The sequence below is a fragment of the Wenxinia marina DSM 24838 genome (genome assembly GCF_000379485.1).
GTDB lineage: Bacteria > Pseudomonadota > Alphaproteobacteria > Rhodobacterales > Rhodobacteraceae > Wenxinia > Wenxinia marina.
Window position 1 is genome coordinate 53,772 of the sequence record NZ_KB902277.1, and the last position, 24,475, is coordinate 78,246.

The 24,475-nt window shown below is 69.8% G+C and carries 26 protein-coding genes and 1 tRNA gene; 10 read left to right on the forward strand and 17 right to left on the reverse strand.

The annotated features are described in order from the left end of the window. Positions 1 to 334: 334 nt before the first annotated feature. Positions 335 to 1,108, forward strand: coding sequence for an invasion associated locus B family protein (locus tag A37W_RS0102200; RefSeq protein WP_018301388.1), 774 nt, complete (start codon positions 335 to 337; stop codon positions 1,106 to 1,108). 231 nt (positions 1,109 to 1,339) lie between these two features. On the opposite strand, the gene A37W_RS0102205 is transcribed toward A37W_RS0102200, so the two are convergent. Genes A37W_RS0102205 through A37W_RS0102220 form a run of 4 tightly spaced genes read right to left on the reverse strand, consistent with a single transcriptional unit; the run spans position 1,340 to position 5,531 of the window. Next, complete coding sequence (locus A37W_RS0102205) at positions 1,340 to 2,548, reverse strand: beta-ketoacyl-[acyl-carrier-protein] synthase family protein (RefSeq protein WP_018301389.1); 1,209 nt, start codon at positions 2,546 to 2,548, stop codon at positions 1,340 to 1,342. 7 nt (positions 2,549 to 2,555) lie between these two features. After that, the gene (locus A37W_RS0102210) at positions 2,556 to 2,822 is read right to left on the reverse strand and encodes an acyl carrier protein (RefSeq protein ID WP_018301390.1); all 267 of its coding nucleotides are present in this window, start codon (positions 2,820 to 2,822) and stop codon (positions 2,556 to 2,558) included. A 32-nt stretch (positions 2,823 to 2,854) separates the two neighbouring features. After that, positions 2,855 to 3,934, reverse strand: coding sequence for a UDP-3-O-(3-hydroxymyristoyl)glucosamine N-acyltransferase (locus tag A37W_RS0102215; RefSeq protein ID WP_018301391.1), 1,080 nt, complete (start codon positions 3,932 to 3,934; stop codon positions 2,855 to 2,857). A 31-nt stretch (positions 3,935 to 3,965) separates the two neighbouring features. Beyond that, the gene (locus A37W_RS0102220; RefSeq protein ID WP_018301392.1) at positions 3,966 to 5,531 is read right to left on the reverse strand and encodes a L,D-transpeptidase family protein; all 1,566 of its coding nucleotides are present in this window, start codon (positions 5,529 to 5,531) and stop codon (positions 3,966 to 3,968) included. Between the two features lie 340 nt (positions 5,532 to 5,871). Between A37W_RS0102220 and mepK the strand changes: the two genes are divergently transcribed. Continuing rightward, complete coding sequence (gene mepK, locus A37W_RS0102225) at positions 5,872 to 6,441, forward strand: peptidoglycan L,D-endopeptidase MepK (RefSeq protein ID WP_026198241.1); 570 nt, start codon at positions 5,872 to 5,874, stop codon at positions 6,439 to 6,441. A 137-nt stretch (positions 6,442 to 6,578) separates the two neighbouring features. Next, positions 6,579 to 6,655, forward strand: a tRNA-Arg gene (locus A37W_RS0102230). A gap of 21 nt (positions 6,656 to 6,676) precedes the next feature. On the opposite strand, the gene A37W_RS0102235 is transcribed toward A37W_RS0102230, so the two are convergent. From A37W_RS0102235 to iscR, 12 genes are all read right to left on the reverse strand, one after another. After that, a complete protein-coding gene (locus A37W_RS0102235; protein WP_018301394.1) occupies positions 6,677 to 7,030 on the reverse strand; it encodes a DUF2200 domain-containing protein in 354 nt (117 codons plus the stop codon). Between the two features lie 57 nt (positions 7,031 to 7,087). Beyond that, a complete protein-coding gene (locus tag A37W_RS0102240; protein ID WP_018301395.1) occupies positions 7,088 to 8,308 on the reverse strand; it encodes a cysteine desulfurase in 1,221 nt (406 codons plus the stop codon). 3 nt (positions 8,309 to 8,311) lie between these two features. Next, entirely contained in the window at positions 8,312 to 8,908 is a 597-nt protein-coding gene (locus tag A37W_RS0102245) for a YIP1 family protein (RefSeq protein ID WP_018301396.1), read from the reverse strand. After that, a complete protein-coding gene (locus A37W_RS0102250) occupies positions 8,905 to 9,384 on the reverse strand; it encodes a hypothetical protein (RefSeq protein WP_018301397.1) in 480 nt (159 codons plus the stop codon). The genes A37W_RS0102245 and A37W_RS0102250 overlap by 4 nt, the downstream gene beginning before the upstream one ends. A 13-nt stretch (positions 9,385 to 9,397) precedes the next feature. Further along, the gene (locus A37W_RS0102255) at positions 9,398 to 10,684 is read right to left on the reverse strand and encodes a SufB/SufD family protein (RefSeq protein ID WP_018301398.1); all 1,287 of its coding nucleotides are present in this window, start codon (positions 10,682 to 10,684) and stop codon (positions 9,398 to 9,400) included. Next, on the reverse strand, positions 10,684 to 11,439 hold the full coding sequence (sufC, locus tag A37W_RS0102260) for a Fe-S cluster assembly ATPase SufC (RefSeq protein ID WP_018301399.1): 756 nt from the start codon (positions 11,437 to 11,439) through the stop codon (positions 10,684 to 10,686). The genes A37W_RS0102255 and sufC overlap by 1 nt, the downstream gene beginning before the upstream one ends. A 31-nt stretch (positions 11,440 to 11,470) precedes the next feature. Then, the gene (locus tag A37W_RS0102265; protein WP_018301400.1) at positions 11,471 to 12,070 is read right to left on the reverse strand and encodes a hypothetical protein; all 600 of its coding nucleotides are present in this window, start codon (positions 12,068 to 12,070) and stop codon (positions 11,471 to 11,473) included. Continuing rightward, positions 12,063 to 12,383 (reverse strand): heavy metal-binding domain-containing protein, encoded by a 321-nt coding sequence (locus A37W_RS0102270; RefSeq protein ID WP_018301401.1) that lies wholly within the window; start codon positions 12,381 to 12,383, stop codon positions 12,063 to 12,065. The genes A37W_RS0102265 and A37W_RS0102270 overlap by 8 nt, the downstream gene beginning before the upstream one ends. 33 nt (positions 12,384 to 12,416) lie before the next feature. Next, positions 12,417 to 12,845, reverse strand: a complete 429-nt coding sequence (locus tag A37W_RS0102275; protein ID WP_018301402.1) for a hypothetical protein — start codon at positions 12,843 to 12,845, stop codon at positions 12,417 to 12,419. Then, on the reverse strand, positions 12,842 to 14,431 hold the full coding sequence (gene sufB, locus A37W_RS0102280) for a Fe-S cluster assembly protein SufB (protein WP_018301403.1): 1,590 nt from the start codon (positions 14,429 to 14,431) through the stop codon (positions 12,842 to 12,844). Before sufB ends, A37W_RS0102275 begins: the two co-directional genes overlap by 4 nt. Before the next feature lie 15 nt (positions 14,432 to 14,446). Then, a complete protein-coding gene (locus tag A37W_RS0102285; protein WP_018301404.1) occupies positions 14,447 to 15,487 on the reverse strand; it encodes a cysteine desulfurase family protein in 1,041 nt (346 codons plus the stop codon). Between the two features lie 127 nt (positions 15,488 to 15,614). Continuing rightward, on the reverse strand, positions 15,615 to 16,073 hold the full coding sequence (gene iscR, locus A37W_RS0102290) for a Fe-S cluster assembly transcriptional regulator IscR (protein ID WP_018301405.1): 459 nt from the start codon (positions 16,071 to 16,073) through the stop codon (positions 15,615 to 15,617). 175 nt (positions 16,074 to 16,248) lie between these two features. Here iscR and A37W_RS0102295 point away from each other — a divergent pair, with 175 nt between their 5' ends. From A37W_RS0102295 to A37W_RS0102305, 3 genes are all read left to right on the forward strand, one after another. Next, positions 16,249 to 16,902, forward strand: a complete 654-nt coding sequence (locus A37W_RS0102295) for an alpha/beta hydrolase (RefSeq protein WP_018301406.1) — start codon at positions 16,249 to 16,251, stop codon at positions 16,900 to 16,902. Between the two features lie 78 nt (positions 16,903 to 16,980). Beyond that, positions 16,981 to 17,244, forward strand: a complete 264-nt coding sequence (locus A37W_RS0102300) for a hypothetical protein (RefSeq protein WP_018301407.1) — start codon at positions 16,981 to 16,983, stop codon at positions 17,242 to 17,244. A 10-nt stretch (positions 17,245 to 17,254) separates the two neighbouring features. After that, positions 17,255 to 17,647, forward strand: a complete 393-nt coding sequence (locus A37W_RS0102305) for a hypothetical protein (protein ID WP_018301408.1) — start codon at positions 17,255 to 17,257, stop codon at positions 17,645 to 17,647. Here the strand turns inward: A37W_RS0102305 and A37W_RS20760 are convergent. Further along, positions 17,620 to 18,066: a DUF4112 domain-containing protein gene (locus A37W_RS20760; protein WP_018301409.1), complete on the reverse strand. Its 447-nt coding sequence runs from the start codon at positions 18,064 to 18,066 to the stop codon at positions 17,620 to 17,622. The genes A37W_RS0102305 and A37W_RS20760 overlap by 28 nt on opposite strands. Before the next feature lie 171 nt (positions 18,067 to 18,237). Here A37W_RS20760 and A37W_RS0102315 point away from each other — a divergent pair, with 171 nt between their 5' ends. From A37W_RS0102315 to typA, 4 genes are all read left to right on the forward strand, one after another. After that, positions 18,238 to 20,445, forward strand: a complete 2,208-nt coding sequence (locus tag A37W_RS0102315) for an NADP-dependent isocitrate dehydrogenase (RefSeq protein WP_018301410.1) — start codon at positions 18,238 to 18,240, stop codon at positions 20,443 to 20,445. 125 nt (positions 20,446 to 20,570) lie between these two features. Next, positions 20,571 to 21,779 (forward strand): NADP-dependent isocitrate dehydrogenase, encoded by a 1,209-nt coding sequence (locus tag A37W_RS0102320; protein ID WP_018301411.1) that lies wholly within the window; start codon positions 20,571 to 20,573, stop codon positions 21,777 to 21,779. Positions 21,780 to 21,959: 180 nt separating this feature from the next. Further along, the gene (locus A37W_RS0102325) at positions 21,960 to 22,295 is read left to right on the forward strand and encodes a DMT family transporter (protein WP_018301412.1); all 336 of its coding nucleotides are present in this window, start codon (positions 21,960 to 21,962) and stop codon (positions 22,293 to 22,295) included. A 120-nt stretch (positions 22,296 to 22,415) separates the two neighbouring features. After that, on the forward strand, positions 22,416 to 24,236 hold the full coding sequence (gene typA, locus A37W_RS0102330; protein ID WP_018301413.1) for a translational GTPase TypA: 1,821 nt from the start codon (positions 22,416 to 22,418) through the stop codon (positions 24,234 to 24,236). Positions 24,237 to 24,475: the final 239 nt, after the last annotated feature.

The following is a 24,475-nucleotide window of genomic DNA, read 5'->3' on the forward strand; positions in this document are numbered from 1 at the left end:
GCCCCGCATCCTCCCTGTCAGACTTGGTCGCGCCTCGGCGCGGCCATTTTTTCGTGTCAAGAGGAAAGGCGCGCGATCCTCCGCGGCTGTCGGAAAAAATACACAGATGCGCTGTTGACGGACCGCCCTGCCGTGGCGTAGCGTCCGGCGCAATAGGTCGGCCAAGTCCGACAGGGAGAACGGGAAAGGGGGTCCGCACGGGCCCCTTTTTCTATGGCGTGACCTCGACCACGGTCGGCTGACACCGGCGTGAGGCGCGGGTAATTCGTCCCTGACAGGCCACGCGGGGCGTGATAGAGCCGCGGGCGAACGCGACCAGACCCGGGAAGACACGATGTTCAGGCACCTGACCCTTTCGACCGCGCTGGCCCTCGTGCTGGCCGGTCCGCTCGCCGCACAGGACGCGACGGCCACCGACGAGACCGCGACCGACGAGACGCCGACCGACGACGCCGCGACCGGAGAGACGGCGACCGGCGAGACCGCGACCGAAGAGACCGCGACGGGCGAGACCGACGCGGGCGCGGCCACCGAGACCACGGACGGCGCCGCGACGGACGGCGGGGGCGCGCCCTCTATCAACGACCTCTCCATGGGCACGCCCGAGGGCGCCCAGGCCGACGGTCCCGGCGCGCCGTACGTGCGCGAGGAGTTCGGCGACTGGTCGCTGCGCTGCCTGCGCGTGGAAGAGGGCGCCGAGCCCTGCACGCTGTACCAGCTGCTGCTCGACGAGGACGACAATCCGGTCGCCGAGATCGCCCTGTTCCCGCTGCCCGAAGGGTCCGAGGCGGTCGCCGGCGCGAACTTCGTCGCGCCGATGGAGACGTACCTGCCCGCGGGCCTCCGCCTCACCGTCGACAGCGGCGAGACGCTGACCTACCCGTTCACCTTCTGCTCGCAGCGCGGCTTCTCGCCGCTGCTGTCGTCGGGCTGCCTGGCGCGGATCGGCTTCGACCAGGCGATGGTCGACCGCTTCAAGCGCGGCGCCGCGGCGCAGATCGTGATCGTGCCGGCGCTGGCGCCGGACCAGCAGGTGGTCCTCGACGTGTCGCTGTCGGGCTTCACCGCCGGCTTCGACGCCCAGTCCGCGAACGCGCCGGCGCAGTAAGCGGGCGGACCGCAAGATCGGGGGCGTCGCCGCGGGCGGCGCCCTCTTTCGTGGCGCAGGAGGATCCCCTAAACCCCGCCCCGGCCCTGCGCCGGGGCCTCGATCCGAAAGGGTGCGACGGCCGCGCGAGGTCCCGGATCGAGCCCGGGACGGGTGGCCACTGGGCCAATCCATCGCGTCTGTAGGGTGGGTGAAACCCATTGCGTTCCGCAGCGGTGGGTTTCACCCACCCTACGCGGCGCGCAGCGCCAGCACCGCGTTGAGGCCGCCGAAGGCGAAGGCGTTCGACAGCACGGCCGTCACCTTGGCCTCCCGCGCCACGTTCGGCACCACGTCGAGGGCGCAATCCGGATCCGGCGCCTCGTAGCCGATGGTCGGCGCGATCACCCCCTCACGCAGCGCCATGAGACAGGCCAGCAGCTCCACCGCGCCGGTGCCGCCGATCAGGTGGCCGTGCATCGCCTTGGTCGACGAGATCATCAGCCGGTCCGCCGCCGCTCCGAAGGTCGCCGAGATCGCCGCACATTCCGTGCGATCATTCGCCGCGGTCCCGGTGCCGTGGGCGTTGATGTAGCCGACCTCCTCCACCGCCATCCGCGCGTCGGCCATAGCCCCCGTCATCGCCCGGGCCGCCCCGTCGGCCGACGGCACGACGATGTCGTCCGCGTCCGAGGTCATCGCGAAGCCCGCCACCTCGGCCAGGATCTCCGCCCCCCGCGCCCGCGCCTGCTCGTACTCCTCGAACACGAAGACCGCCGCGCCCTCGCCCTGCACCATGCCGTCGCGAGTCGCGCTGAACGGGCGGCAGGCCTCGCGGCTCATCACGCGCAGCCCTTCCCACGCCTTGATCCCGCCGAAGCACAGCATCGCCTCGGACCCGCCGGTCAGCATCGCCGGCGCCATGCCGGAGCGGACCATGTGGAACGCCTGCCCCATCGCGTGATTGGACGAGGCGCAGGCGGTCGAGACCGTGAAGGACGGCCCCTGCAGCCCGAACTCCATCGACACGTGCGCCGTCGCGGCGTTGTTCATCAGGCGCGGCACGACGAAGGGGTGCACCCGCGTCTTCCCCTCCTCGTACACCGCGCGGTAATTGTCGTCGGTGGTGGTCAGCCCCCCGCCGGAGGTGCCGAGGACGACGCCCATGCGCGTTTCAAGCTCGCCCTCGACCACGAGGCCCGACTGCGCCATCGCCTGCCGCGCGGCGATCAGCGCGAACTGGGTGAACCGGTCGCAAAGGGCCAGCTGCTGACGGGAGAAGTGCGCCGCCTCGTCGTAGCCCTTCACCTGCGCGCCGATCTGCACCGCCAGCCGGTCGAGGTCGCGGATCTCCAGCCGGCCGATCCCGCACCGCCCCTCGCGCATCGCCTCCAGCGTGGAGGGCACGTCGGGGCCGAGCGCGTTGATCGTACCGGCGCCGGTGATGACGACCCGTTTCACGGGAGGTTCAGCCCTTCTGCTCGGCGATCAGCCGCTCCACCGCCGCGACGATGGCGTCGACGGAACTGACGTCGAAGCCGCTCTCCTGCGGGGCGTTGGCGTTGAACGGGACCGAGATGTCGAACGCCTCCTCGATCGCGAAGATCGATTCCACGAGCCCTAGGCTGTCGATGCCGAGGTCGGCGAGGCTGTGCTGCGGCTCCACGTCCGACGGTTCGAGCACCGCCTGCTCGGCGAGGATCGCGATCACCCTGTCGCGGACCGTCTCGGACACGTCCCCGGCTCCCCTTCTCGTTCGCCGCCCGTCTACTCGGACGGCGGGTCCTTTGGAACCGGTTTCTGGCCGGTGCGGACCAGCCGCCGCAGGGCGCGGACGCCGGCGAAGGCGCGGTCCATCCGCTCGGCCGGATAGCCGAAGACGACGCTGCCCGAGGCGACTTTCGAAATGATGCCCGCGCCGCCCCCCGCCACCACGTCGTCGCCGATGGTCACGTGGTCCGCGACCCCGGCCTGGCCGCCGAGGACGACGCGGTCGCCGATGCTGGCGGAGCCGGCGATGCCGACCTGCCCGCACAGCAGGCAGTGCCGGCCGACGGTGACGTTGTGGCCGACATGGACGAGGTTATCGAGCTTGGTGCCGTCTCCGATGCTCGTCGGGCGGATCGTGCCGGCGTCGATGGTGGCGTTGGCGCCGATCTCGACGTCGTCGCCGAGGAGGACGCCGCCGAGGCTCTCGATCTTGTGCCACTCGGGCGGGTCGGTCGGCGCCAGAGGTTCGGCGCCGCGGGTCCGCTTGGCCCGCTCCGGGCCGGAGGGCGCTTCGGTCACGTAGGAGAAACCGTCGCTGCCGATCACCGCGCCCGGCTGCACGACGAGACGGGCGCCGGCGACCACGCGCGGCCCGATCCGCGCGCCGTCCCGGATCGCGGCGAAGGGACCGATCCGCGCGCCCTGCCCGACCGTGACATGCGCGCCGAGGCGGCTGCCGGCGCCGATCTCGGCGTTCGCGGCGATGTAGGTGAAGGGACCGACGACGACGTCCGCGCCGATCCTGGCCGAGGGCTCGATCACCGCCGACGGATGGACGCCGGCCCCGAAGGCGTCGCCCGGCGCGAAGGTCTGCGTCAGCCGCGCCATCGCGAGGCGCGCGCGCGGCGCGAAGATCGCCGCCGCAAGACCCATCGCCTGCCAGTCGGCGCCGGGCCATACGATGGCGGCCCGGGCCTGCCCGACGGACAGCCCGGCCGCGAAGTCGGGAGACAGGGCCAGCGCCAACTGGTCGGGGCGCGCCGAGGCGGGCTCGGCCGCGCCCGTCACCTTGATTTCGCCGTCGCCCTGAACCTCTGCGCCGAGGGCGGCGGCGATCTCTGCGATCGTGTGCGGCATGGAACCTCCGGGCCTGCCCCGGAGGCGAGCGTTAGCCCGAGACGCCGGGGATCGCCACCCCTTCGGCCGCCAGGGCCGACCAGATCCGCGCATCCCGGCCGTAGACGTCGTTGCGGTAATGCACCCGCCCTTCGACGTCCGTGAATGCGGTCCGATAGACGAGGTGAACCGGCAGCGGCTCCTCCAGATCCACCCGCGTCTCCGCACCGCTGTTCAGCCGCGTGTTGAAGAAGCCGACCGGATCGTCCTCCTGCGCCTCCAGCAGGTGGTAGGCGAAGTCGAGCGGGTCGTTCAGGCGGATGCAGCCGTGGCTGTAGGTGCGCACCGTGTTGGCGAAGAGGTGCCGCGACGGCGTGTCGTGCAGGTAGATGTTGTACTGGTTCGGGAACATGAACTTCACCCGCCCCAGCGCGTTGCCCGGCCCCGGCGGCTGCCGGATCGAGTAGTTGCCGGCGCTGCCCACGTTCGACACGTTCACCACGCGCCCGCGATAGTCGATCGCCTGGAAGCCGCGCGGCACGCGGCCGCCGTACTCGTTCACGATGATCGAGCGGGGCACGTACCAGGACGGGTTGATCACCATGTGATCCATCACGTCCGAGAATTCGGGCGTCTGCCGGTCGGCGGAGTTGGCGCCGATCACGCTGCGGGTCTGGAAGGTGACCTGATCGTGGTCCACCACCTGCGCGGTGAAGTCGGTGAGGTTGACCCAGATGTGCCGGTCGCCGCGCTCGAAGTTCATCCAGCGCTCGCGCTCCATCGCGACGAGCACGCTTTCCAGCCGCTCCTCGACCGAGGTGTTGATCTCGGCCAGCGTGCCCTGCCCGACCACGCCGTCGGGCTCGATGCCCACGGACGCTTGGTAGCGGCGGACCGCCTCCTCGATCTCGGAATCGTAGGTGGCGGTCACCGTGTGGCCGAGCCAGCCCATCGCCATCAGACGGTTGCGCAGCGCGACGACCGCCGGGCCGGTGGCGCCGGGCGACAGGTTGCCGGCCGGCACGGTCGGCCCCCAGCCTCCGGTCGCGATCAGGCGCTCGTACTCCATCTTGGCGCGCATCAGACGGACGTACTCGGGATTCCGCGGCGCAAGCCCGCGGATGTAGTCGAGGGGATCGTCGGCCTGCATGAAGCCGGTCAGCAGCTCCTGCCGGTCGGTATAGGGCACTTCGCGGCGGATCAGGCCGACCACCTCGCGCGGGGTGAGGATGCCGGACTGCACCGCGCGGGCATACTCGAGCAGTTCGCGGCTGAGCTCGACCTCCATCTGCCCCTGCTCGAATGGCGTGTCGGCTGCGCGGAGACGCGCCATCAGTGTCTCGGCGTCGAATCGCGCGGCCGGAAGGCCGTGCGCCGGCGCCTGCGTCAGCGCGGTCATCAGCGCGTTGCGCCGGGCCACCGCCTCAGCCGAGTCGCCGGACCACACGCCCTCGAATCCGCGGGCGCGGTAGAAGGCGGCGATGTCGTCGTCCCGCGAGGCGGTTTCGGCGACGGCCTGGCGGAAGGCGTCGACTTGGGCGGCGGAGGTCTGCGCAGTGACAGCGAGACCGATTGCAATCGCCACGGCGGCGATCGAGTGGCGAAGGGGGAGGCTCATGCAAGGTCTCTCCGACAAGACTGGCAGCGGCAAATCAAACAGATAGCCCAGTCAAGCTCATGCGGTTCCCCAGCGTCCAGTGACATCCGATATCAAGTCACGAATCCCGTGCCTTTTCAGCCGCGCCTGCATGCAAAAGCGCCACGGTTCCGCATTTCGCCGGACTGTGGCAGAAACTCGCCGATTTTCGGTTTCTTAAAGGTTCACGGGGATACTTCGTCTTGGTCGGTGGGACCGGCTATGGCATAAGGTCCGGGCATCTGGGGACAAGGATGGCAGGACCGGCGCAACGACGTCGGTGGAATGAAACGACAAAAGCGACGGGACAGGCGCTTCGGACATGACACACTCAGGTACGAACCTCTCTCGGAGGGGCATTCTTCGCGCGTTCGCGGCCACGGCACTGGTGGCGGCACCGACCTACTCCAACGCCTTCGGCCTTCTGCGCGGCGCCGGCGACGTCCGGCGGATCCGGATGTATTCCGGGCGCACGGGCGAGCGGCTCGACACGATCTACTGGATCGAGGGCGAGTACATCGGCGAGGCGCTGAGGGAGATCAATCTCTTCATGCGCGATTGGCGCAACGGCCAGGCGATCCAGATCGACACCCGCACCGTCGACATCATCGCCGCGACGCACAACCTGCTGGACGGTGGCCGCGAGCCCTACATGCTCCTGTCCGGCTACCGCTCGCCCGAGACGAACGCGATGCTGCGGCGGACCTCCTCCGGAGTCGCGCGCAACTCGCTGCACATGGTGGGTCAGGCGGCGGACCTGCGGCTGAACGGCCGCTCGGTCAACCAGATCGCCCGCGCCGCGGCCTCGTGCCACGGCGGCGGCGTCGGCCGCTACTCGGGCTCCAACTTCGTGCACATGGATTGCGGCGCGGTCCGCACCTGGGGAAGCTGAGGCCCCTGCACGACCGGACGGATCGGGGCGCCTGCGGGCGCCCTTTTCGTTTGCGCCGGCCCCCTGTCGCCGACGAACCGACGCCGGCCTTTTAGCCGTTGCGGGGGCCCCGGCAGGCGGCTATACCCCGCGGCGCGGCACCCGTAGCTCAGCTGGATAGAGCGCTGCCCTCCGAAGGCAGAGGCCAGAGGTTCGAATCCTCTCGGGTGCGCCACCTTCCCTCGTCGCCGCCCCGTCAGGCCGCGCGCAGGACCTTCTCCATCGCCTTGCCCCTCGCGAGCTCGTCCACCAGCTTGTCGAGGTAGCGGATCTCCTGCATTAGCCCCGGCTCCATCTCCTCCACCCGGATGCCGCAGATCACGCCCTTCACCGCGTGCCTGGCGGGGTTGAGGGCGGGGGCACCCGCGAAGAACGTCTCGAAATCCGTGCCGTCCGCGATTCGCGCCTCCAACTGCGCCTGCTCGTAACCCGTCAGCCAGCGGATCACCTCGTCCACCTCGGCCTTCGTGCGCCCCTTCTTCCCGGCCTTGGCGACGTAGTGCGGATAGACGCTGCCGACGCTTGTGGTGAAGATCCGGTGCCCGGCCATGACGTGTCCTCCCTGACGCCGCGGCAGGATACGCGCCCGCCGCAGCCGGTCAACGCGTCAGGCGAAGAGATCGCGGCACAGCTCCAGCCCGCTCACCAGCGCGTCCACTTCTTCGCGCGTGTTGTAGAGGCCGAAGGACGCGCGGCAGGTAGCGCCGACGCCCAGATGTTCCAGCAGCGGCATCGCGCAGTGGGTGCCGGCGCGGACCGCGATGCCGCGCTGGTCGAGCACGGTGGAGATGTCGTGCGCGTGCGCCGCCCCCTCCAGCGTGAAGGAGAAGATCGCGGCCTTGCCGGGCGCTGTGCCCTGGACGTTCAGCCAGTTGAGGCCGCCGAGCCGCTCCACCGCGTAGTCCCGCAGGGACGCCTCGTGGGCGGCGACGTTCTCCATCCCCAGCGCCATCAGGTACTCCAGCGCGACGCCGAGTCCGATGGTCGAGACGATGCCGGGCGTCCCGGCCTCGAACTTCATCGGCGGGTCGTTCCAGGTGACCGCGTCCTTGCGGACCTCGTGGATCATGTCGCCGCCGCCGAGGAAGGGGCGCATCTCGGCCATCCGCTCGGGCCGGACGTGGATCGCGCCGGAACCGGAGGGGCCGTACAGCTTGTGGCCGGTAATGGCGTAGAAATCTGCGCCGATGTCCTGGACGTCGACCGGCCGGTGCACCGCCGCCTGCGATCCGTCCACCAGCACCGGAACGCCTTTGGAATGAGCGCCCTGCACGATGCTCTTCACGTCGACGACGGTGCCGGTGACGTTCGACAGGTGGGTGATCGCAACCAGCTTCGTCTTGGGGCCGATCGCGTCGATCACCGCCTGCGGGTCGAGCGCGCCGGTCATGTCGCAGTCGACCCATTTCAGCACCACGCCCTGCCGCTCGCGCAGGAAGTGCCAGGGCACGATGTTGGCGTGATGCTCCATCACGCTGAGGACGATCTCGTCCCCCGCCTCCATCCGCGGCGCGGCCCAGGCGTAGGAGACCATGTTGATCCCCTCGGTCGTGCCGGTGTTGAGGATGATCTCGTCGGGGCTCGCGGCGTTCAGGAAGCGGGCGATGGTTTCGCGCACGCCTTCGTACCGCTCGGTCGAGAGGTTCGACAGGAAGTGCAGGCCGCGGTGGACGTTGGCGTATTCCTCGGCATAGGCCCGGGTGACCGCGTCGATCACCACCTGCGGCTTCTGCGCCGAGGCGCCGTTGTCGAGGTAGACCAGCGGCTTGCCGTTCACCTGCCGGGACAGGATGGGAAAGTCCGCGCGGACCTCTGCGACGTCGTACATGGATCAGGCTCCCGAAGTCGTGGCGCCGACGCCGATCAGCGCCAGGATGAGGCTGAGGCCGATGCCGAGGCCGAGGACGGCGAGGATCAGCGTCACCGCCGCGCGGCCGAGGCCGTCGAAGCCGTGCAGCTCGCGCGTGAAGTTCAGAAGGCACCAGAGAAGGACGAAGAGGCCGGCCAGCCCGACGAAGAGGGCGAGCGGCGGCAGGACGAGGACGGTCAGGATCTGCGCGAGGCGGACGGCGATCGCCACCGCCTCGAGCCAGACGACGAGGGCGAGCGCTCCTTCGAGATCGCCCTGCCCGCCCAGCATCCGCCCGGTCCAGGTCACCGCGAAGACGGTGACGACGAGGGACGAGGCGAGAAGGACAGCGTAGGCGAAGGGGCTGAGGACGAGGACCGTGCCCGAGCCGAGCGCCAGCTCGATCACCGCACCCTCGGCCAGCGCGGCCACGAGGACGCCGAGACAGGTGACGGCGCCGAGGCCGGACCACAGCGCGCCGGTCGGCAGCCGGAGGGCAAGCACCGCCCGCGCCGCCGCGGCCGGATCGAGAAGGGACAGGCGCAGGAGGCGCCCCAGGTCGCCGAGGGTCAGCGTCATGGCCGCGCCGCTTCGCGCAGGCCGAGCGCCCAGAACAAAGCGAGCGCGGCGAGCCACAGGATGCCCACGACCTGCGCCCCCGGACCGGACCCGGCGAGGCCGTGCATCAGGCCGTAGAGCAGCCCCGCGGGGGCCGAGGCGAGGACCGCCCAGAACAGCGCCAGCCGTGCCCCGTAGGGCGTCAGCGCCGGCGCCAGAAACCGCAGGCCCAGCCAGCTGAGGCCTGCGACGAGGTACAGGGCGAGCGGCCAGACGATCAGCCACGCCACCGCCTCGTAGGCGACCAGCTGCTCCAGCGGCCGGCCGGTCTCGATCGCGAGGCGGGACAGGCGCGGCCACTGCGCCACGAAGATCAACGCGCAGCCCAGCATCAGGAAGAACAGCGCCTGCGGTTCGTGCCGGCCGCGGTCGAGCAGCGACCGGATGGTGCCCGCCGGCCGCCGCCACGCGTTCAGGATGTCGACCGTGACCGCCACGCGCCCCTGCCCGTCAGCGCCGCCGCGCCAGCCACTCGCCGAGGCGGATCTGCAGCTCCTCGGCCAGGGCCGCATCCTCGATCTCCGCCAGCGCCTCGGCGAGGAAGGACAGCGTCAGCAGGTCCGTCGCCTCGGCTTCGGGCACCCCGCGGGAGCGCAGGTAGAACAGCGAGTCCCGGTCGATCGCGCCGGAGGTGGAGCCGTGGGAGCAGGCGACGTCGTCGGCGTAGATCTCCAGCTCGGGCTTGGCGAGGAACTGGCTGTCCTCGTCCAGCAGCAGCGACTGGCTGATCTGGTAGCCGTCGGTCTTCTGCGCGCCCTGCTTCACCAGGATCTTGCCCTGGAAGACGCCGGTGGCGCCGTTGCGCAGCACCTTCTTGAAAACCTGCCGGCTCTCGCAGGCGAGCGCGTCGTGGGTGACGAAGACGGTGTCGTCGTGGTGGAGGTCCCGCCCGTCGCCGACGCAGGCGCCCGCGACATGGGCGACGGCGTCGTCGCCGGTGAACTCGACGACCTGCTCGTTCCGGGTCAGCCGGCCGTTCACGGTGAGGGTGAAGCTCTTGTAGACGCTCTCGGTCCCGAGACGGGCGAAGGCGTGGGTCGCCGCGCGGCGTTCATGGTCGCGGCCCTGGGTGCGGACGTGGTGGAATGTGCCGCCGTCGGCGACGTCGACCTCCATCGCCTCGTTGAACCGGGCAGCGGCCGGCCCGGTCTCCAGCAGAGTCAACTCCGCCCCCTCTTCCACCTTCACGAGGTGGTGGAGGATGGCGTCCGATGTCTCCGAACCATGAAGATAGACGATCGCCACCGGCCGCTCGGCCCGGCCGGTGGCGCGGATCACGAGACCATCGGTGGCGAAAGCGGTGTTCAGCGCCGCGAACGGCCGCTCGACCGGGGTCTGCCCCCGCGTCTCGAGCTTGCCGTAGAGGTCCTTCGCCCAGTGGATGTCGCGGGTCATCGCGTCGGACAGCCGCTCGATCTCCAGCCCCGTCATCTCCAGCGGATCGGACGCGGCGGCGTCGAAGACGCCGTCGACGAAGATGACCTTCAGCCGGTCGACGCCGTCCCAGATCGGCGCCTCGTGCGCCTCGAAGACGGCCGCCGGCGCCGGCTCGGGCGCGTTCAGGCTGGAGGGGTCGGTGAAGCGCCAGTACTCGTCCCGCCGCCCGGGCAGGCCCATCGCGGTCAGGCGCGACAGCGCATCCTCGCGCGCCGCCCGCCCCCATCCGGCGCCCTCCGGCAGGGTCAGCCCCGCCAGCCGCGCCTCGGTCGTGTCGGCTTTCGCTTGCGGCAGGGCCATCAGGCCACCTCCGCCAGGATGTCGGCGTAGCCGTTCTCCTCGACCTCGAGCGCGAGCTCGGGGCCGCCGGATTTCACGATTCGGCCGTCGGACATGATGTGCACCACGTCGGGCGTGATGTGGTTCAGAAGGCGCTGGTAGTGGGTGATGACGACGAACGACCGCCCCTCGGAGCGCAGCGCGTTCACGCCGTCCGAGACGAGCTTCATCGCGTCCACGTCGAGGCCGGAATCGGTCTCGTCGAGGATGCAGAGCTTGGGTTCGAGGATCGCCATCTGCAGGATCTCGTTGCGCTTCTTCTCGCCGCCGGAGAAGCCGACGTTGACGGGGCGCTTCAGCATCTCGGCGTCGATCTTCAGATCCTTCGCCTTGGCGCGGATCAGCTTGAGGAAATCGGCCGAACTCACCTCGTCCTCGCCGCGGGCCTTGCGCTGGCTGTTCAGCGCGGTGCGCAGGAACGTCATGTTGCCGACGCCGGGGATCTCCACCGGGTACTGGAACGCCAGGAACAGGCCGGCGGCGGCCCGCTCCTCGGGGTCCATGTCCAGGATGTCTGCGCCTTCCAGCAGCGCCGATCCCTCGGTCACCTCGTAGCCGTCGCGGCCCGACAGGACGTAGGACAGGGTCGACTTTCCCGACCCGTTCGGACCCATGATCGCGTGCACCTCGCCGGCGCCGACTGCCAGGTCCACCCCTTTCAGGATCTGCTTGTCCTCTTCCTCGAGCTTGACCTTCAGGCCCTTGATATCCAGCATTTTTCGTCTCCTGTCGTCTCGGTCCCGCGGGTCAGTGCCGGCGGGTGAATTCGGTCATGATGAAGTCGAGGTCCGCGCCCTCGATCGGCCGCGGAGTGACTTCGAAGCGGGCCATCCGGCCCACGATCTCGGCCGGGGCGCCGAACCGCTCCACCACGTGGTAGGGCGCGCGCCCGGCATAATCGTCGAACAGCACCGTCACCGGCGCCGCGGTGCGGAACAAGGTCGCGAGGAAGCAGCCTGTCCGGAACCGTCCGTCGATCAGCACGACGTCCGGCTGCACGAAGTCGTCACGGTCCCAGACGCCGAGCGGGTAGCGGTGGAACCGCCGCCACGCCCGGTTGTCCGCCGGCTTGCCCCACTTGGCCGTGGGGCCGATGTCGGCGTGGTGGAACCGCAGCCGCGCCTTCGGCGGGTGCGCCGTGAACCACGCCTCCAGCCGCGCGATCCAGTCCGCGTCGCTCTCCACGGTGAAGACGTCCGCCTCCGGCTGCTCCGCCGCCACCGCCGTCGATCCGCCCGAGCCGTACTCGAGGATAGCCCGCGCGCGGCCGTACAGGTCGCGCAGCAGCGCGGCCTCCGCCTCCGGCAGCCGAAGCTCGGGCGGCTGGAGGGCGGCAGTCTCAGCCAAGGCGGACCGCGGTCCCAGAGGCGGACACCATCAGCATGGAGCCGTTCTGCCCGATCACCTCGTAGTCGAGGTCGACGCCCACGACCGCCGTCGCGCCGCGCGCCGCGGCCCGCTCCTCCAGCTCGCGCAGCGCGGTCTCGCGCGCCTCGCCCAGCGCCTGCTCGTAGGCGCCCGAGCGGCCGCCGACGATGTCGCGGATGCCGGCGAAGAGATCGCGGAACACGTTCGCGCCGAGGATCGCCTCGCCGACGACGATGCCCTTGTACTCTGCAATCTGGTGCCCCTCGACCGTGGGGGTGGTGGTGATGATCATGGCTGTCGTCCTTCGCTCTCGCCCGAACCCCTCTCAGGCGTCGTCGTCCTCGTCGTCCTCGTCCGCCGCCGCGACGTCCGCCGTCACGGCCTCCCGCATCAGCCCGACCACGTCCGCGATCACCTGCGCCGCGGTCACGCCCCAGCCGTGGAACGCGCCGTCGCCGTCGCGCAGGTCGAAGTCGAGGTCGGCGCCCTGCCGCTCCAGCACCACGTAGGCCTCGGCCCGGTGCCACAGGCGGCGGTTCTGGAAGTAGGGCGTCACCTCGATCTCGAAATCGTCGACGTGGGTGATCCGTCCCCACGGCATCCGGCCCGGGGGCGCGAGCGCGGCGGAGAGGTCCGCCACGAACGCGTCCCGCGCCTCGCCGAACGCCGCGTCGGTCTCGGGGTCGGCGACGCGGGCGTCCTCGTCGTCGTCCTCGAACTCGTCTCCGGGATCGAAGCCGATGCGTCCGCTCACCCGACCGACCCCTCCAGCGAGATCGCGACCAGGGCCTGCGCCTCCATCGCGAACTCCATCGGCAGCGCCTGCAGCACTTCCTTGCAGAAGCCGTTCACGACGAGGGCGACCGCCTCCTCCTCGTCCATGCCGCGCTGGCGGCAGTAGAAGAGCTGGTCGTCGTCCACCTTGGACGTCGTCGCCTCGTGCTCCACCCGCGAGGAATTGTTCTTCACCTCGATGTACGGAACCGTGTGCGCCCCGCACTCGGACCCGATCAGCAGGCTGTCGCACTGCGTGTAGTTGCGGCTGTCCTTCGCCTTCGGGTGCATCGAGACGAGCCCGCGATAGGTGTTCTGCGCCTTGCCGGCGCTGATCCCCTTGGAGACGATCCGGCTGCGCGTGCGCTTGCCGAGGTGGGTCATCTTGGTGCCGGTATCGGCCTGCTGCATGTTGTTGGCGATGGCGATGGAGTAGAACTCGCCCTGGCTGTCGTCGCCGCGCAGGATGCAGCTGGGATACTTCCAGGTGATCGCGCTTCCGGTCTCGACCTGCGTCCACATCACCTTGGCCCGGTCGCCGCGGCAGTCCGCCCGCTTGGTGACGAAATTGTAGATGCCGCCCTTCCCGTTCTCGTCGCCGGGATACCAGTTCTGGACGGTGGAGTACTTCACCTCCGCGTCCTCCTCGACGACGATCTCGACCACCGCGGCGTGCAGCTGCGCGGTGTCGCGCTTGGGCGCGGTGCAGCCCTCGAGGTACGAGACGTACGATCCCTTGTCGGCGATGATGAGCGTCCGCTCGAACTGGCCGGTGTTCTCGGCGTTGATCCGGAAGTAGGTCGACAGCTCCATCGGGCAGCGCACGCCCGGCGGCACGTAGACGAACGAGCCGTCCGAGAAGACCGCGCTGTTCAGCGTGGCGTAGAAGTTGTCCGAGGTCGGCACGACGCTGCCGAGGTACTTGCGCACCAGTTCGGGATGCTCGCGGATCGCCTCGGAGATCGAGCAGAAGATGACGCCGGCCTTCTTCAGCTCCTTCTGGAAGGTCGTGCCGACGCTGACGCTGTCGAACACGGCGTCCACCGCCACCCGGCGCTCGGGCTTCGGCTCGCCGTCCTCGGTCGCGTCCGGCGCCTGCCCGGCGCTGCGGGTCGAGTTGTCCTCGGGCGTCGGCACCTCGCCAGCGCCCTCGACGCCGGCGAGGATCATCTGCTCCTTCAGCGGGATGCCGAGTTTCTGGTAGGTCTCCAGGAGCTTGGGATCGACCTCGTCCAGGCTCTTGGGCTTCTTGTCGAAGCTCTTCGGCCGGGCGTAGTAGTACTGGTCCTGGAAGTCGATGACCGGATAGTCGAGCATCGCCCACTTCGGCTCCTTCAGCCCTGTCCAGCGGGCGAAGGCGCCGAGGCGCCACTCCGTCATCCACTCCGGCTCGTCGTTCTTGGCCGAGATCAGACGGACGATGTCCTCGTTCAGCCCCTTCGGCGCGAAGTCCATCTCGACGTCGGTCGACCAGCCGTGCTTGTACTTGCCGGCGAGCGAGGCGACGCGGTCCACGGTCTCCTGATCGACGCCCTCGCGCGCCTCGGTGGTGTCCAGAGCGGTCATGGCTTCCCCATCCGGTCAGGCCGCGCGGCTGGCGCGCAGCTTTTTCAATCTCGTGGTCCAGGCCTCGGCGAACCGCAGCACCTGGTCTTCCGTCGTCTGCGGCCCGAGCGAGACCCTCAGCCCCGCATCCGCGCCCGCAATCCCCATGGCGGTCAGCACCCGGCTCGTCTTCACCTTGCCGGACGAGCAGGCGGACCCGGCCGAGACGGCAAAGCCCGCAAGGTCCATCGCCATCACCTGCGTCTCGCCCTTCCAGCCGGGCGTGACCATCATCGTGGTGTTGGGCAGGCGCGGGGCCTCCTTGCCGGCAAAGATAGTATCGGGGCTGTCGGCCGCAATGGCCTTTTCTAGAATGTTTCTAAGCTGGGCAACCCTGTCCCACGTCCCGCCCGCAAGCTCGCGCAGCGCCGCCTCGGCGGCCGCGGCCATCCCGGCGATGCCGATCAGGTTCTCGGTGCCCGAGCGGCGGCCCATCTCCTGCCCGCCGCCCTTCAGCTGCGCGGCCAGGTCGTGGCCCCGCGGCAGGATCAGCGCGCCGGTCCCCTTCGGCCCGCCGAACTTGTGCGCCGACAGGATCGCGACCTGCACGCCGGACCATTGATAGCTGAACGGCAGCCGCCCGATCCCTTGCGTCACATCCGCGACGGCGAGGCCGGCGGGCAGGTCCTGCACCACGCCGGTCTCGGAATTGGCCAACTGCAGCGCGGAGGTCGCGGGGTCGTCCACGGTGACGCGCCCTGCCCCGTCCACCGACAGGCCGGCATCGATCCAGGCGTGCACCGCGTCGTGCTCGACGTCCGCGCCGCACAGCCCCCGCCCGGCCAGCGCCAGCGCCGCCGCCTCGGTCGCGCCGGAGGTGAAGACGATGTCCGCCTCCCCCGCGCCCAGCGCCTCGGCCAGCCGCCCGCGCGCCCGCTCCAGCAGCCCCTTCGCCGCCCGCCCCTCGGCGTGCACCGACGAGGGGTTCCCGGCGATGTCCATCGCCTCGGCCATCGCCGCCCGCGCCTCGGGCCGCAGCGGCGCGGTCGCGTTCCAGTCGAGGTACACGCGCTCCATCAGGACGTCCCTCGACAGATCGAATGACCGTCACCCGGAAGCGCCGGCCCTGCTCCCCTATCTTGCCCCAAATACCTCCGGGGTCCGGGGCAGCGCCCCGGGTCTCTCCACAGGCGCGCCGGCCCGCTCATTCGTCCACAACCTCGAACAGCGACGGCACCGCCGGGCACGGCACGAGGCCGTTGGCGGCGACGTCGGACAGCCGCGTCTGGTGGAGAAATACGTAGACGTGTGCCGACAGGCCCTCCCACAGCCGGTTGGTCAGCGACTGCGCCTTGGACCCGGACGTGCCGCCCGAGGCGCCGGCGCCCTTGTGCATCGCGCTCACCGTCTCGTCGACGGCGGCGAGGATGTCGGCCACCCGGATCTCCGCCGGCGGGCGCGACAGGCGGTAGCCGCCGCCGGGGCCACGCACGCTCTCCACCAGCCCCTCGCGGCGCAGCTTGACAAAGAGCTGCTCGAGGTACGGCAGCGACAGGTTCTGCCGCCGGGCGATCTCGGACAGGTTCACGAGGCTGCCCGCCGGCTGCAGGGCGATGTCGGTCAGCGCGACCATCGCGTAACGTCCCTTGGTGGACAGCTTCATCGGCCCCGATCCCGCCGGCCCGCTGCGCGCGTCAATCCGATTGACGCCCCGCGGACCGGCCATTAACTCCAGCAAAGCCCCGGACGGCCCTGCCGCCCGGATTAGAACGTTTCTAAGGTAGCCGAGGGTTTCCGTCAAGAATGCCTTCCCGGTGCCGTAGCCTGGGGTTCCCCTGATGCCCGAAGTCATCTTCCCCGGCCCCGAGGGCCGGCTCGAAGGCCGCTACCACCCGCAACGGTCGAACGACGCGCCGATCGCGATCGTGCTGCATCCGCACCCGCAGTTCGGCGGGACGATGAACAACAAGGTCGTCTACAACCTGCACTACGCGTTCCACCAGCTGGGCTTCACGGTCCTGCGGTTCAACTTCCGCGGGGTCGGCCGCAGCCAGGGCGAATACGACCAGGGCATCGGCGAGCTCAGCGACGCCGCCTCGGCGCTCGACTACCTGCAGTCGCTGAACACCAACGCCAAGCATTGCTGGGTCGCCGGCTTCAGCTTCGGCGCGTGGATCGGAATGCAGCTGCTGATGCGCCGGCCCGAGATCACCGGCTTCATCTCGGTCTCGCCGCCCGCCAACATGTACGACTTCTCGTTCCTCGCGCCCTGTCCCTCGTCCGGCCTCGTCATCAACGGCTCGGCCGACCGGGTGGCACCGCCCGCGGACACCCGATCGCTCGTCGGCAAGCTGCACGAGCAGAAGGGCATCACGATCACCCATGTCGAGATGGAGGGCGCGGGCCACTTCTTCGAGGATCCGCACATGGAGCCGATGATCGGCACCGTGAAGGACTACGTCGCCCGCCGCCTGACAGAGACGACGCGCTAGGGTCCGGGGGCCGCCTCTTTCCGCCGCCAAGGCGGGCGGCTAGGCTTGCCCTCGCACAAGGACGAAGGATCGGCGCACATGGGTGTGGTGGAGGATCTGGCCGACGCGCTGGCGAAGGACACGCTGGAGGCGGCGGACGCGATCGACGATCCGAATCTCGTGGACGAGGTGTCCGGCGTCATCCTCGCGCAGAGCCAGACCCTGCAGGAAGCCTTCATGACCGCGATCCGCGTCCGCCGCTCCGAGCGGGCGGGACGTCGGTTCCTCGACACCCGGATCGCGGCGGCGCGGGCGGGCAAGGCTGCTCCCCCTCCGCCCACTTCGGACAATCCGGACGTCTGAGGACGCACGGGTGGACTGGGACGAGGCAGACCTCTTCACCGTGCCGCTGCTCGACGGCTCCTTCGGGCTCGGGCAGGTCTGCGAGGTGCTCGAGGATGGGGCCCTGGTGCTCCTGACCGACAGGCGCGGCACGGTCGGCGGGCCGGTCGGCGTGTCCGAGATCACGAGCCTCGTCCGGGTGCCGCGCGACCCGTTGGACACGGGCCAGTGGAAGGTCGAGACGTTCGTGGCGCTGCCGCGGCCGCGTTCGGCGATCGAGTCGCGGTACGCGGCCGACGGGGTGCAGGACCCGGCGGTCGTCGAGGCGTTCCTCTCGGCCTGGCATGGCCTCCTGCCGTGGGACTACTTCCCGGCCGGCGTCTTCGACGGCCTGCTCTACCGCGGGCGCGCGCGTCCGGGCTGATCGCCCGGCTGTTCGATCGTGCCCTCGTCGCGCAGGTGCGCCCGCAAAAGCTCCACGTTCCGCAGGTTCGCCTTGAAGGCGGCGTCGAAGATGTCGCCGAGGATGGGGATCGCGCCGATGGCGGTGTCGATGCCGGTGTTGAAAGCCATCCTGGTCAGCGTCGAGGTCGGCGCGCCCAGTTCCTTCGCGCGCCAGATCAGCCAGGCCGAGGGTGCGAACGCGACCGCGTCGCCGATGCCCGGCACGAGGCCGATGATCGAATCCCAGCCGAACGAGAACCGCGTGCCCGGCACGCCGAACCGCGCGTCGAGAAGGTTCGCGAGCCGGTCCAGCCGGTCCAGCTCTCGCTGGCGGTCGATCCGGCGCGGGGTCGACGCGGCGCGGACGGGGGCGTCGTCGGTGCGGTCGGCATAGGACATCTCAGGGGCCTCCTGCTGAAGGGGTCGGTTCGGCAACGCGTCGCGGCCGCGAGCGTTCCCGCCGGAGCAAGCCGCCGCATGACAGTATACCACGGCATACCTCTTCTCAGCCCGGCCCCGATCGGCTAGAGACGCGGTCGACGTCGCATTCACCAGCAAGGGAACGCCGCCATGGCCGACAGCCGCACGCCCGACATCGTCTACACCATCGTCGACGAGGCGCCCGAGCTGGCGTCCGCCTCGCTCCTGCCGATCATCCGCAGCTTCGCCTCCGCCGCCGGCGTCACCATCGGGACGAAGGACATCTCCCTCGCCGGCCGCATCCTCGCCGCCTTCCCCGAGCGGCTGAGGGACGACCAGCGCGTCCCCGACGACCTCGCGGAGCTGGGCGAACTGGTGAAGACGCCGCGCGCGAACGTCATCAAGCTGCCGAACATCTCCGCCTCGGTCCCGCAGCTGAACGCCGCGATCCGCGAGCTGCAGGCGCAGGGCTACGACGTGCCCGACTATCCCGACAGCCCCTCGACCGACGCAGAGAAGGACGCCCGCGCCAGGTACGACGCGATCAAGGGATCGGCCGTGAACCCGGTCCTGCGCGAGGGCAACTCCGACCGCCGCGCCGCCACCGCGGTCAAGAAGTTCGCCCAGGCGAACCCGCACCGCATGGGCGACTGGTCGGCCGACAGCAAGACGCGCGTCGCCTCGATGTCGGGCGGCGACTTCTTCTCGAACGAGACCTCCGTGACGCTGAAGGACGCAGCGACGGCGAAGATCGTCCTGACGACGGCCGACGGTACCGAACACGTCCTGAAGGACAAGGTCGCCTACCCCGCCGGCACCGTGGTCGACGCCACGTACATGAGCGCGGACGCGCTCGACGCCTTCCTCGCCGACGAGATCCAGCGGACGAAGGACGAAGGTGTCCTGTTCTCGCTCCACCTCAAGGCCACGATGATGAAGGTCTCGGACCCGATCCTGTTCGGCCACGCCGTGCGCGCCTATCTCGCCCCGGTCTTCGAGGCGCACGGCGACCGTCTGACGGCCCTCGGCGTGAACCCCAACTCCGGCCTCGGCGACCTGATGTCCCGGGTGAAGGACGAGCCGGAGATCCGGGCGGCGATCGACGCCTGCCTGAAGGAGCGCCCGCCCCTCTACATGGTCGACTCGGACCGTGGCATCACCAACCTGCATGTCCCGTCCGACGTCATCATCGACGCCTCGATGCCCGCGCTGATCCGCGGCGGCGGCAAGGGCTGGGGGCCGGACGGCAAGGAGCACGACGCCGTTTGCGTGATCCCCGACAATTCCTACGCGCCGGTCTACGACGCCGCGATCGAGTTCTTCAAGGCGAACGGCAAGCTGGACCCGGCGACCGCCGGCACCGTCCAGAACCTCGGCCTGATGGCGCAGAAGGCCGAGGAGTACGGCAGCCACCCGACGACGTTCGAGATCCCGCAGGACGGCACGGTGCGGATGGTGCTGGAGGACGGCACGGTCCTGCATTCGCACGACGTGAAGGCCGGCGACATCTGGCGCTCCGCCTCGGCCCGGAAGGCGCCGATCGAGGACTGGGTGAACCTCGCCATCGAGCGGCAGAAGGCCACCGGCTACCGCTCGATCTTCTGGCTGGACGAGAACCGCGCCCACGACGCCGAGCTGATCGCCTACGTCAAACCCCTGCTGCAAGCCGCCGGCGTGGAAGACAGGTTCGAGATCATGGCCCCGCGCGAGGCGACCATCGCCTCGCTCGAGACCATCACCCGCGGCGAGAACACCATCGCCATCACCGGCAACGTGCTGCGCGACTACCTGACCGACCTGTTCCCCATCCTCGAGCTCGCGACCAGCGCCAAGATGCTGTCCATCGTCAAGCTGATGCAGGGCGGCGGCCTGTTCGAGACCGGCGCCGGCGGCTCGGCCCCCAAGCACGTGCAGCAGCTGCAGTCCGAGAACCACCTGCGCTGGGATTCCCTCGGCGAGTTCTGCGCGCTGGGCGAGTCGCTGCGCTTCCTCGCCGACCAGTCGGGCAACGCCAAGGCGCGCGTCCTCGGCGACGGCGTGGACGCGGCGACGCAGGGGGTGCTGGACAACGACCGCTCTCCCGGCCGCAAGGCGGGCGAGCCGGACAACCGCGACAGCCACTACTGGTTCGCCCGCTACTGGGCCGAGGCGCTGGCCGCGCAGACCGATGACGCCGACCTTGCCGCCCATTTCGCGCCGGTCGCGACCGCGCTGGCGGACGGCGAGGCGACGATCCTGGAAGAACTGCACGCCGGCCGCGGCCAGGCGGTCGACCAGGGCGGCTACTACCACCCCGACGCCGCAAAGACGGCGTCCATAATGCGCCCGTCCGCCACTCTGAACGCAATCATCGGCTGACCGATCGGGCGTCGCCCCGCGCGGGCGGCGCCTTTTCCCGGCGAATCCGCCCCGTCGCCTTGCGGCGACACGGCGCGCCGCCCAAGTTGCGCGCGACGCGACCCCAACCACCCGAGGTGCCCCCCATGTCCAAGATCAAGGTCGAGAACCCGGTCGTCGAGCTCGACGGCGACGAGATGACCCGCATCATCTGGGACTTCATCAAGCAGAAGCTGATCCTGCCCTACCTCGACGTCGACCTGCTCTACTACGATCTCGGCATGGAGGAGCGGGACCGCACCGACGACCAGATCACCATCGACGCCGCCGAGAAGATCAAGGAGGTCGGCGTCGGCGTGAAGTGCGCCACGATCACTCCCGACGAGGCCCGGGTCGAGGAGTTCGGGCTCAAGAAGATGTGGCGCAGCCCCAACGGGACGATCCGCAACATCCTCGGCGGCGTGATCTTCCGCCAGCCGATCATCTGCCGCAACGTGCCCCGCCTCGTCCCCGGCTGGACCCAGCCCATCGTGGTCGGCCGCCATGCCTACGGCGACCAGTACCGCGCGACCGACTTCCGCTTTCCGGGCCCCGGCAAGCTGACGCTGAAGTTCGAGGGCGCGGACGGCGAGGTGATCGAGCGCGAGGTGTTCGACGCGCCGTCCTCGGGCGTGACGATGGGGATGTACAACCTCGACGACTCGATCTTCGACTTCGCCCGGGCGTCGATGAACTACGCGCTGAACCTGAAATGGCCGCTGTACCTGTCGACCAAGAACACGATCCTCAAGGCCTATGACGGCCGGTTCAAGGACATCTTCCAGGAGGTGTTCGAGACCGAGTTCGCGGACCAGTTCAAGGAGGCCGGCATCTGGTACGAGCACCGGCTGATCGACGACATGGTCGCGGCCTCGCTGAAATGGTCGGGCGGCTACGTCTGGGCCTGCAAGAACTACGACGGCGACGTGCAGTCCGACACCGTGGCGCAGGGCTTCGGCTCGCTGGGCCTGATGACCTCGCAGCTGATGACGCCCGACGGCAGGATCGTCGAGGCCGAGGCGGCGCACGGCACGGTCACGCGTCACTACCGCCAGCACCAGCAGGGCAAGCAGACCTCCACCAACTCCATCGCGTCGATCTACGCCTGGACCGGCGGCCTCAAGCACCGGGCCAAGCTGGACGGCAACGACCGGCTGATGACCTTCGCCGAGACGCTGGAGAAGGTGACGGTGCAGGCGGTCGAGGACGGGTTCATGACCAAGGACCTCGCCCTTCTCGTCGGGCCGGACCAGAAGTGGCTGACGACGATGGGCTTTCTCGAGAAGATCGACGAGTACCTGCAGAAGGCGCTCTGACCGCCGCCGCGGGCGGCCCGCCCAACCTTCGCCGGGGCCGAGGCGCGCGGGATCGCCGCGCGCCTCCGCCGGCCCGGCCTGCGGGCGCTCGCGGGGGTGCCGTCGCCGGGATCGTGGGCCCGGCGGCCCCGTGACAGCGCCCGCGTCCGGCGCTAGGGCGGGCGGGAAAGGACCGCTCCCATGCCCGCCACCTACCTTCTCCTGCTCGTCGCCGTCGTGTTCGAGGTCATCGCCACCTCCGCCCTGCAGTCGAGCCGTCAGTTCACGCGCCTGATCCCGTCGCTGATCGTCGTCTGCTCCTATGCTACCGCGTTCTACCTGCTGTCGCTGACGTTGAAGACGATCCCGGTCGGCGTGATGTACGCGATCTGGTCGGGGCTGGGGATCGTGCTGATCGCGGTCATCGGCATGGTCGTCTACGGCCAGCGGCTGGACCTGCCGGCCGTCCTCGGCCTCGCCATGATCCTCGGCGGCATCCTCGTCATCCACCTGTTCAGCCGGGTCACGCCGCACTGACCTTGCAGCGGGCCGCGCCCGCCCCTACGTCACGTCTTTCCGCCGCAGCGCAGCATGGCGCTGGCGTTATCGCCCGCCGCAGGCTATGCGGCGCGCAACCCCGAGATCCAAAGGCCCGAAATGGATATCCGCAACATCGCGATCATCGCGCACGTCGACCACGGCAAGACCACGCTGGTCGACGAGCTTCTGAAACAGTCCGGCACCTACCGCGAGAACCAGGCCACGACCGAGCGGGCGATGGATTCCAACGACATCGAGCGCGAGCGCGGGATCACCATCCTCGCCAAGTGCACGAGCGTCGAGTGGAAGGGTACCCGGATCAACATCGTCGACACGCCCGGCCACGCCGACTTCGGCGGCGAGGTGGAGCGCATCCTCTCCATGGTCGACGGCGTCGTGCTGCTGGTGGACGCGGCCGAAGGGCCGATGCCGCAGACGAAGTTCGTCACCTCCAAGGCGCTCGCCCTCGGGCTGAAGCCCATCGTCGTCCTCAACAAGGTCGACAAGCCGGACGCCGAGCCGGATCGCGCGCTGGACGAATGCTTCGACCTCTTTGCCTCGCTCGGCGCGAGCGACGACCAGCTCGACTTCCCGCACCTCTACGCCTCGGGCCGCGCCGGCTGGGCCGATGCCGAGCTGGACGGGCCGCGCAAGGACCTCGGCGCGCTGTTCGACCTCGTCGTGCGGCACGTGGAGCCGCCGAAGCAGCTCGCCCACGCGGGCGAGCCGTTCCGTATGCTCGCCACCACGCTGTCCGCCGACCCGTTCATCGGCCGTATCCTCACGGGGCGCGTCGAGGCGGGCACGCTGAAGGCCGGCGAGACGATCAAGGCGCTCAGCCGCAAGGGCGACGTGATCGAGCGCTTCCGCGTCAGCAAGATCCTCGCCTTCCGCGGTCTCGGCCAGCAGCCGATCGAAGAGGCGGTCGCCGGCGACATCGTCACGCTCGCCGGCATGTCCAAGGCGACGGTCGCCGATACCCTCTGCGATCTGTCGGTCGAGAACGCGATTCCGGCCCAGCCCATCGACCCGCCGACCATCTCGGTCACCTTCGGCATCAACGATTCGCCCCTCGCCGGCCGAGACGGCAAGAAGGTGCAGTCCCGCGTCATCCGAGAGCGGCTGATGAAGGAGGCCGAATCGAACGTCGCGATCAAGATCGCCGACACCCCCGGCGGCGAGGCCTTCGAGGTGTCGGGCCGGGGCGAGCTGCAGATGGGCGTCCTGATCGAGAACATGCGCCGCGAGGGGTTCGAGCTGTCGATCAGCCGGCCGCAGGTGATCTTCCGCGACGAGGGCGGCCAGCGGATGGAGCCGATCGAGGAAGTGACCATCGACGTCGACGACGAGTTCACCGGCGTCGTGGTCGAGAAACTGACCGGGCAGCGCAAGGGCGACCTCGTGGAGATGAAGCCCGCCGGCGCCGGCAAGACGCGCATCGTCGCGCACGTGCCCAGCCGCGGCCTCATCGGCTATCACGGCGAGTTCCTGACCGACACCCGCGGCTCGGGCGTGCTCAACCGCATCTTCCACGGCTGGTCGCCCCACCGCGGCCCGATCCCGGGCCGGCGCCAGGGCGTGCTGATCTCGATGGAGAACGGCACCGCCGTCGCCTACGCGCTGTGGAACCTGGAAGAGCGCGGCAAGATGTTCGTGAACCCGCAGGACCCGGTCTACGAGGGCATGATCATCGGCGAGCACAGCCGCGACAACGACCTCGAGGTGAACCCGCTGAAGGGCAAGAAGCTCACCAACATCCGCGCCTCCGGCACGGACGAAGCGGTGCGCCTGACCCCGCCGGTGCAGATGTCGCTGGAGCAGGCGATCGCCTACATCGACGACGACGAGCTGGTGGAGGTGACGCCGACGGCCGTGCGCCTGCGCAAGCGCTTCCTCGATCCCCACGAGCGCAAGCGGCAGGCTCGCGCGGCCAGCTGAGGCGAGGGGCGCCCCCCCGGGGCGCCACGACCCTTGCCCGACAGCCCGTCCCGGCCTTGCGCCGGGACCTCGCGTGGCCTGCGTGCCCTCTCCGGCGAGGCCCCGGGTCAAGCCCGGGGCGGGTATCCGATGATCCACGAAAGACGGTGCCTGCCGGGCGGGCGGCCTGCCGCTTCGCGGGCCGCTTGCGCGGCCGATTCCGGGCGAGATACGCTGGCTTCACCCGCCACGCCCGGAGG

Coding starts and splice junctions, on each gene's coding strand:
- A37W_RS20760 (WP_018301409.1), bottom strand. CDS start 18,066: ATGTCCTATGCCGACCGCACCGACGACGCCCCCGTCCGCGCCGCGTCG.
- iscR (WP_018301405.1), bottom strand. CDS start 16,073: ATGAAGCTGTCCACCAAGGGACGTTACGCGATGGTCGCGCTGACCGAC.
- sufB (WP_018301403.1), bottom strand. CDS start 14,431: ATGACCGCTCTGGACACCACCGAGGCGCGCGAGGGCGTCGATCAGGAG.
- A37W_RS0102320 (WP_018301411.1), top strand. CDS start 20,571: ATGTCCAAGATCAAGGTCGAGAACCCGGTCGTCGAGCTCGACGGCGAC.
- sufC (WP_018301399.1), bottom strand. CDS start 11,439: ATGCTGGATATCAAGGGCCTGAAGGTCAAGCTCGAGGAAGAGGACAAG.
- A37W_RS0102315 (WP_018301410.1), top strand. CDS start 18,238: ATGGCCGACAGCCGCACGCCCGACATCGTCTACACCATCGTCGACGAG.
- A37W_RS0102270 (WP_018301401.1), bottom strand. CDS start 12,383: ATGATCATCACCACCACCCCCACGGTCGAGGGGCACCAGATTGCAGAG.
- A37W_RS0102200 (WP_018301388.1), top strand. CDS start 335: ATGTTCAGGCACCTGACCCTTTCGACCGCGCTGGCCCTCGTGCTGGCC.
- A37W_RS0102215 (WP_018301391.1), bottom strand. CDS start 3,934: ATGCCGCACACGATCGCAGAGATCGCCGCCGCCCTCGGCGCAGAGGTT.
- typA (WP_018301413.1), top strand. CDS start 22,416: ATGGATATCCGCAACATCGCGATCATCGCGCACGTCGACCACGGCAAG.
- A37W_RS0102245 (WP_018301396.1), bottom strand. CDS start 8,908: ATGACGCTGACCCTCGGCGACCTGGGGCGCCTCCTGCGCCTGTCCCTT.
- mepK (WP_026198241.1), top strand. CDS start 5,872: ATGACACACTCAGGTACGAACCTCTCTCGGAGGGGCATTCTTCGCGCG.
- A37W_RS0102300 (WP_018301407.1), top strand. CDS start 16,981: ATGGGTGTGGTGGAGGATCTGGCCGACGCGCTGGCGAAGGACACGCTG.
- A37W_RS0102220 (WP_018301392.1), bottom strand. CDS start 5,531: ATGAGCCTCCCCCTTCGCCACTCGATCGCCGCCGTGGCGATTGCAATC.
- A37W_RS0102240 (WP_018301395.1), bottom strand. CDS start 8,308: ATGTACGACGTCGCAGAGGTCCGCGCGGACTTTCCCATCCTGTCCCGG.
- A37W_RS0102325 (WP_018301412.1), top strand. CDS start 21,960: ATGCCCGCCACCTACCTTCTCCTGCTCGTCGCCGTCGTGTTCGAGGTC.
- A37W_RS0102255 (WP_018301398.1), bottom strand. CDS start 10,684: ATGGCCCTGCCGCAAGCGAAAGCCGACACGACCGAGGCGCGGCTGGCG.
- A37W_RS0102235 (WP_018301394.1), bottom strand. CDS start 7,030: ATGGCCGGGCACCGGATCTTCACCACAAGCGTCGGCAGCGTCTATCCG.
- A37W_RS0102295 (WP_018301406.1), top strand. CDS start 16,249: ATGCCCGAAGTCATCTTCCCCGGCCCCGAGGGCCGGCTCGAAGGCCGC.
- A37W_RS0102285 (WP_018301404.1), bottom strand. CDS start 15,487: ATGGAGCGCGTGTACCTCGACTGGAACGCGACCGCGCCGCTGCGGCCC.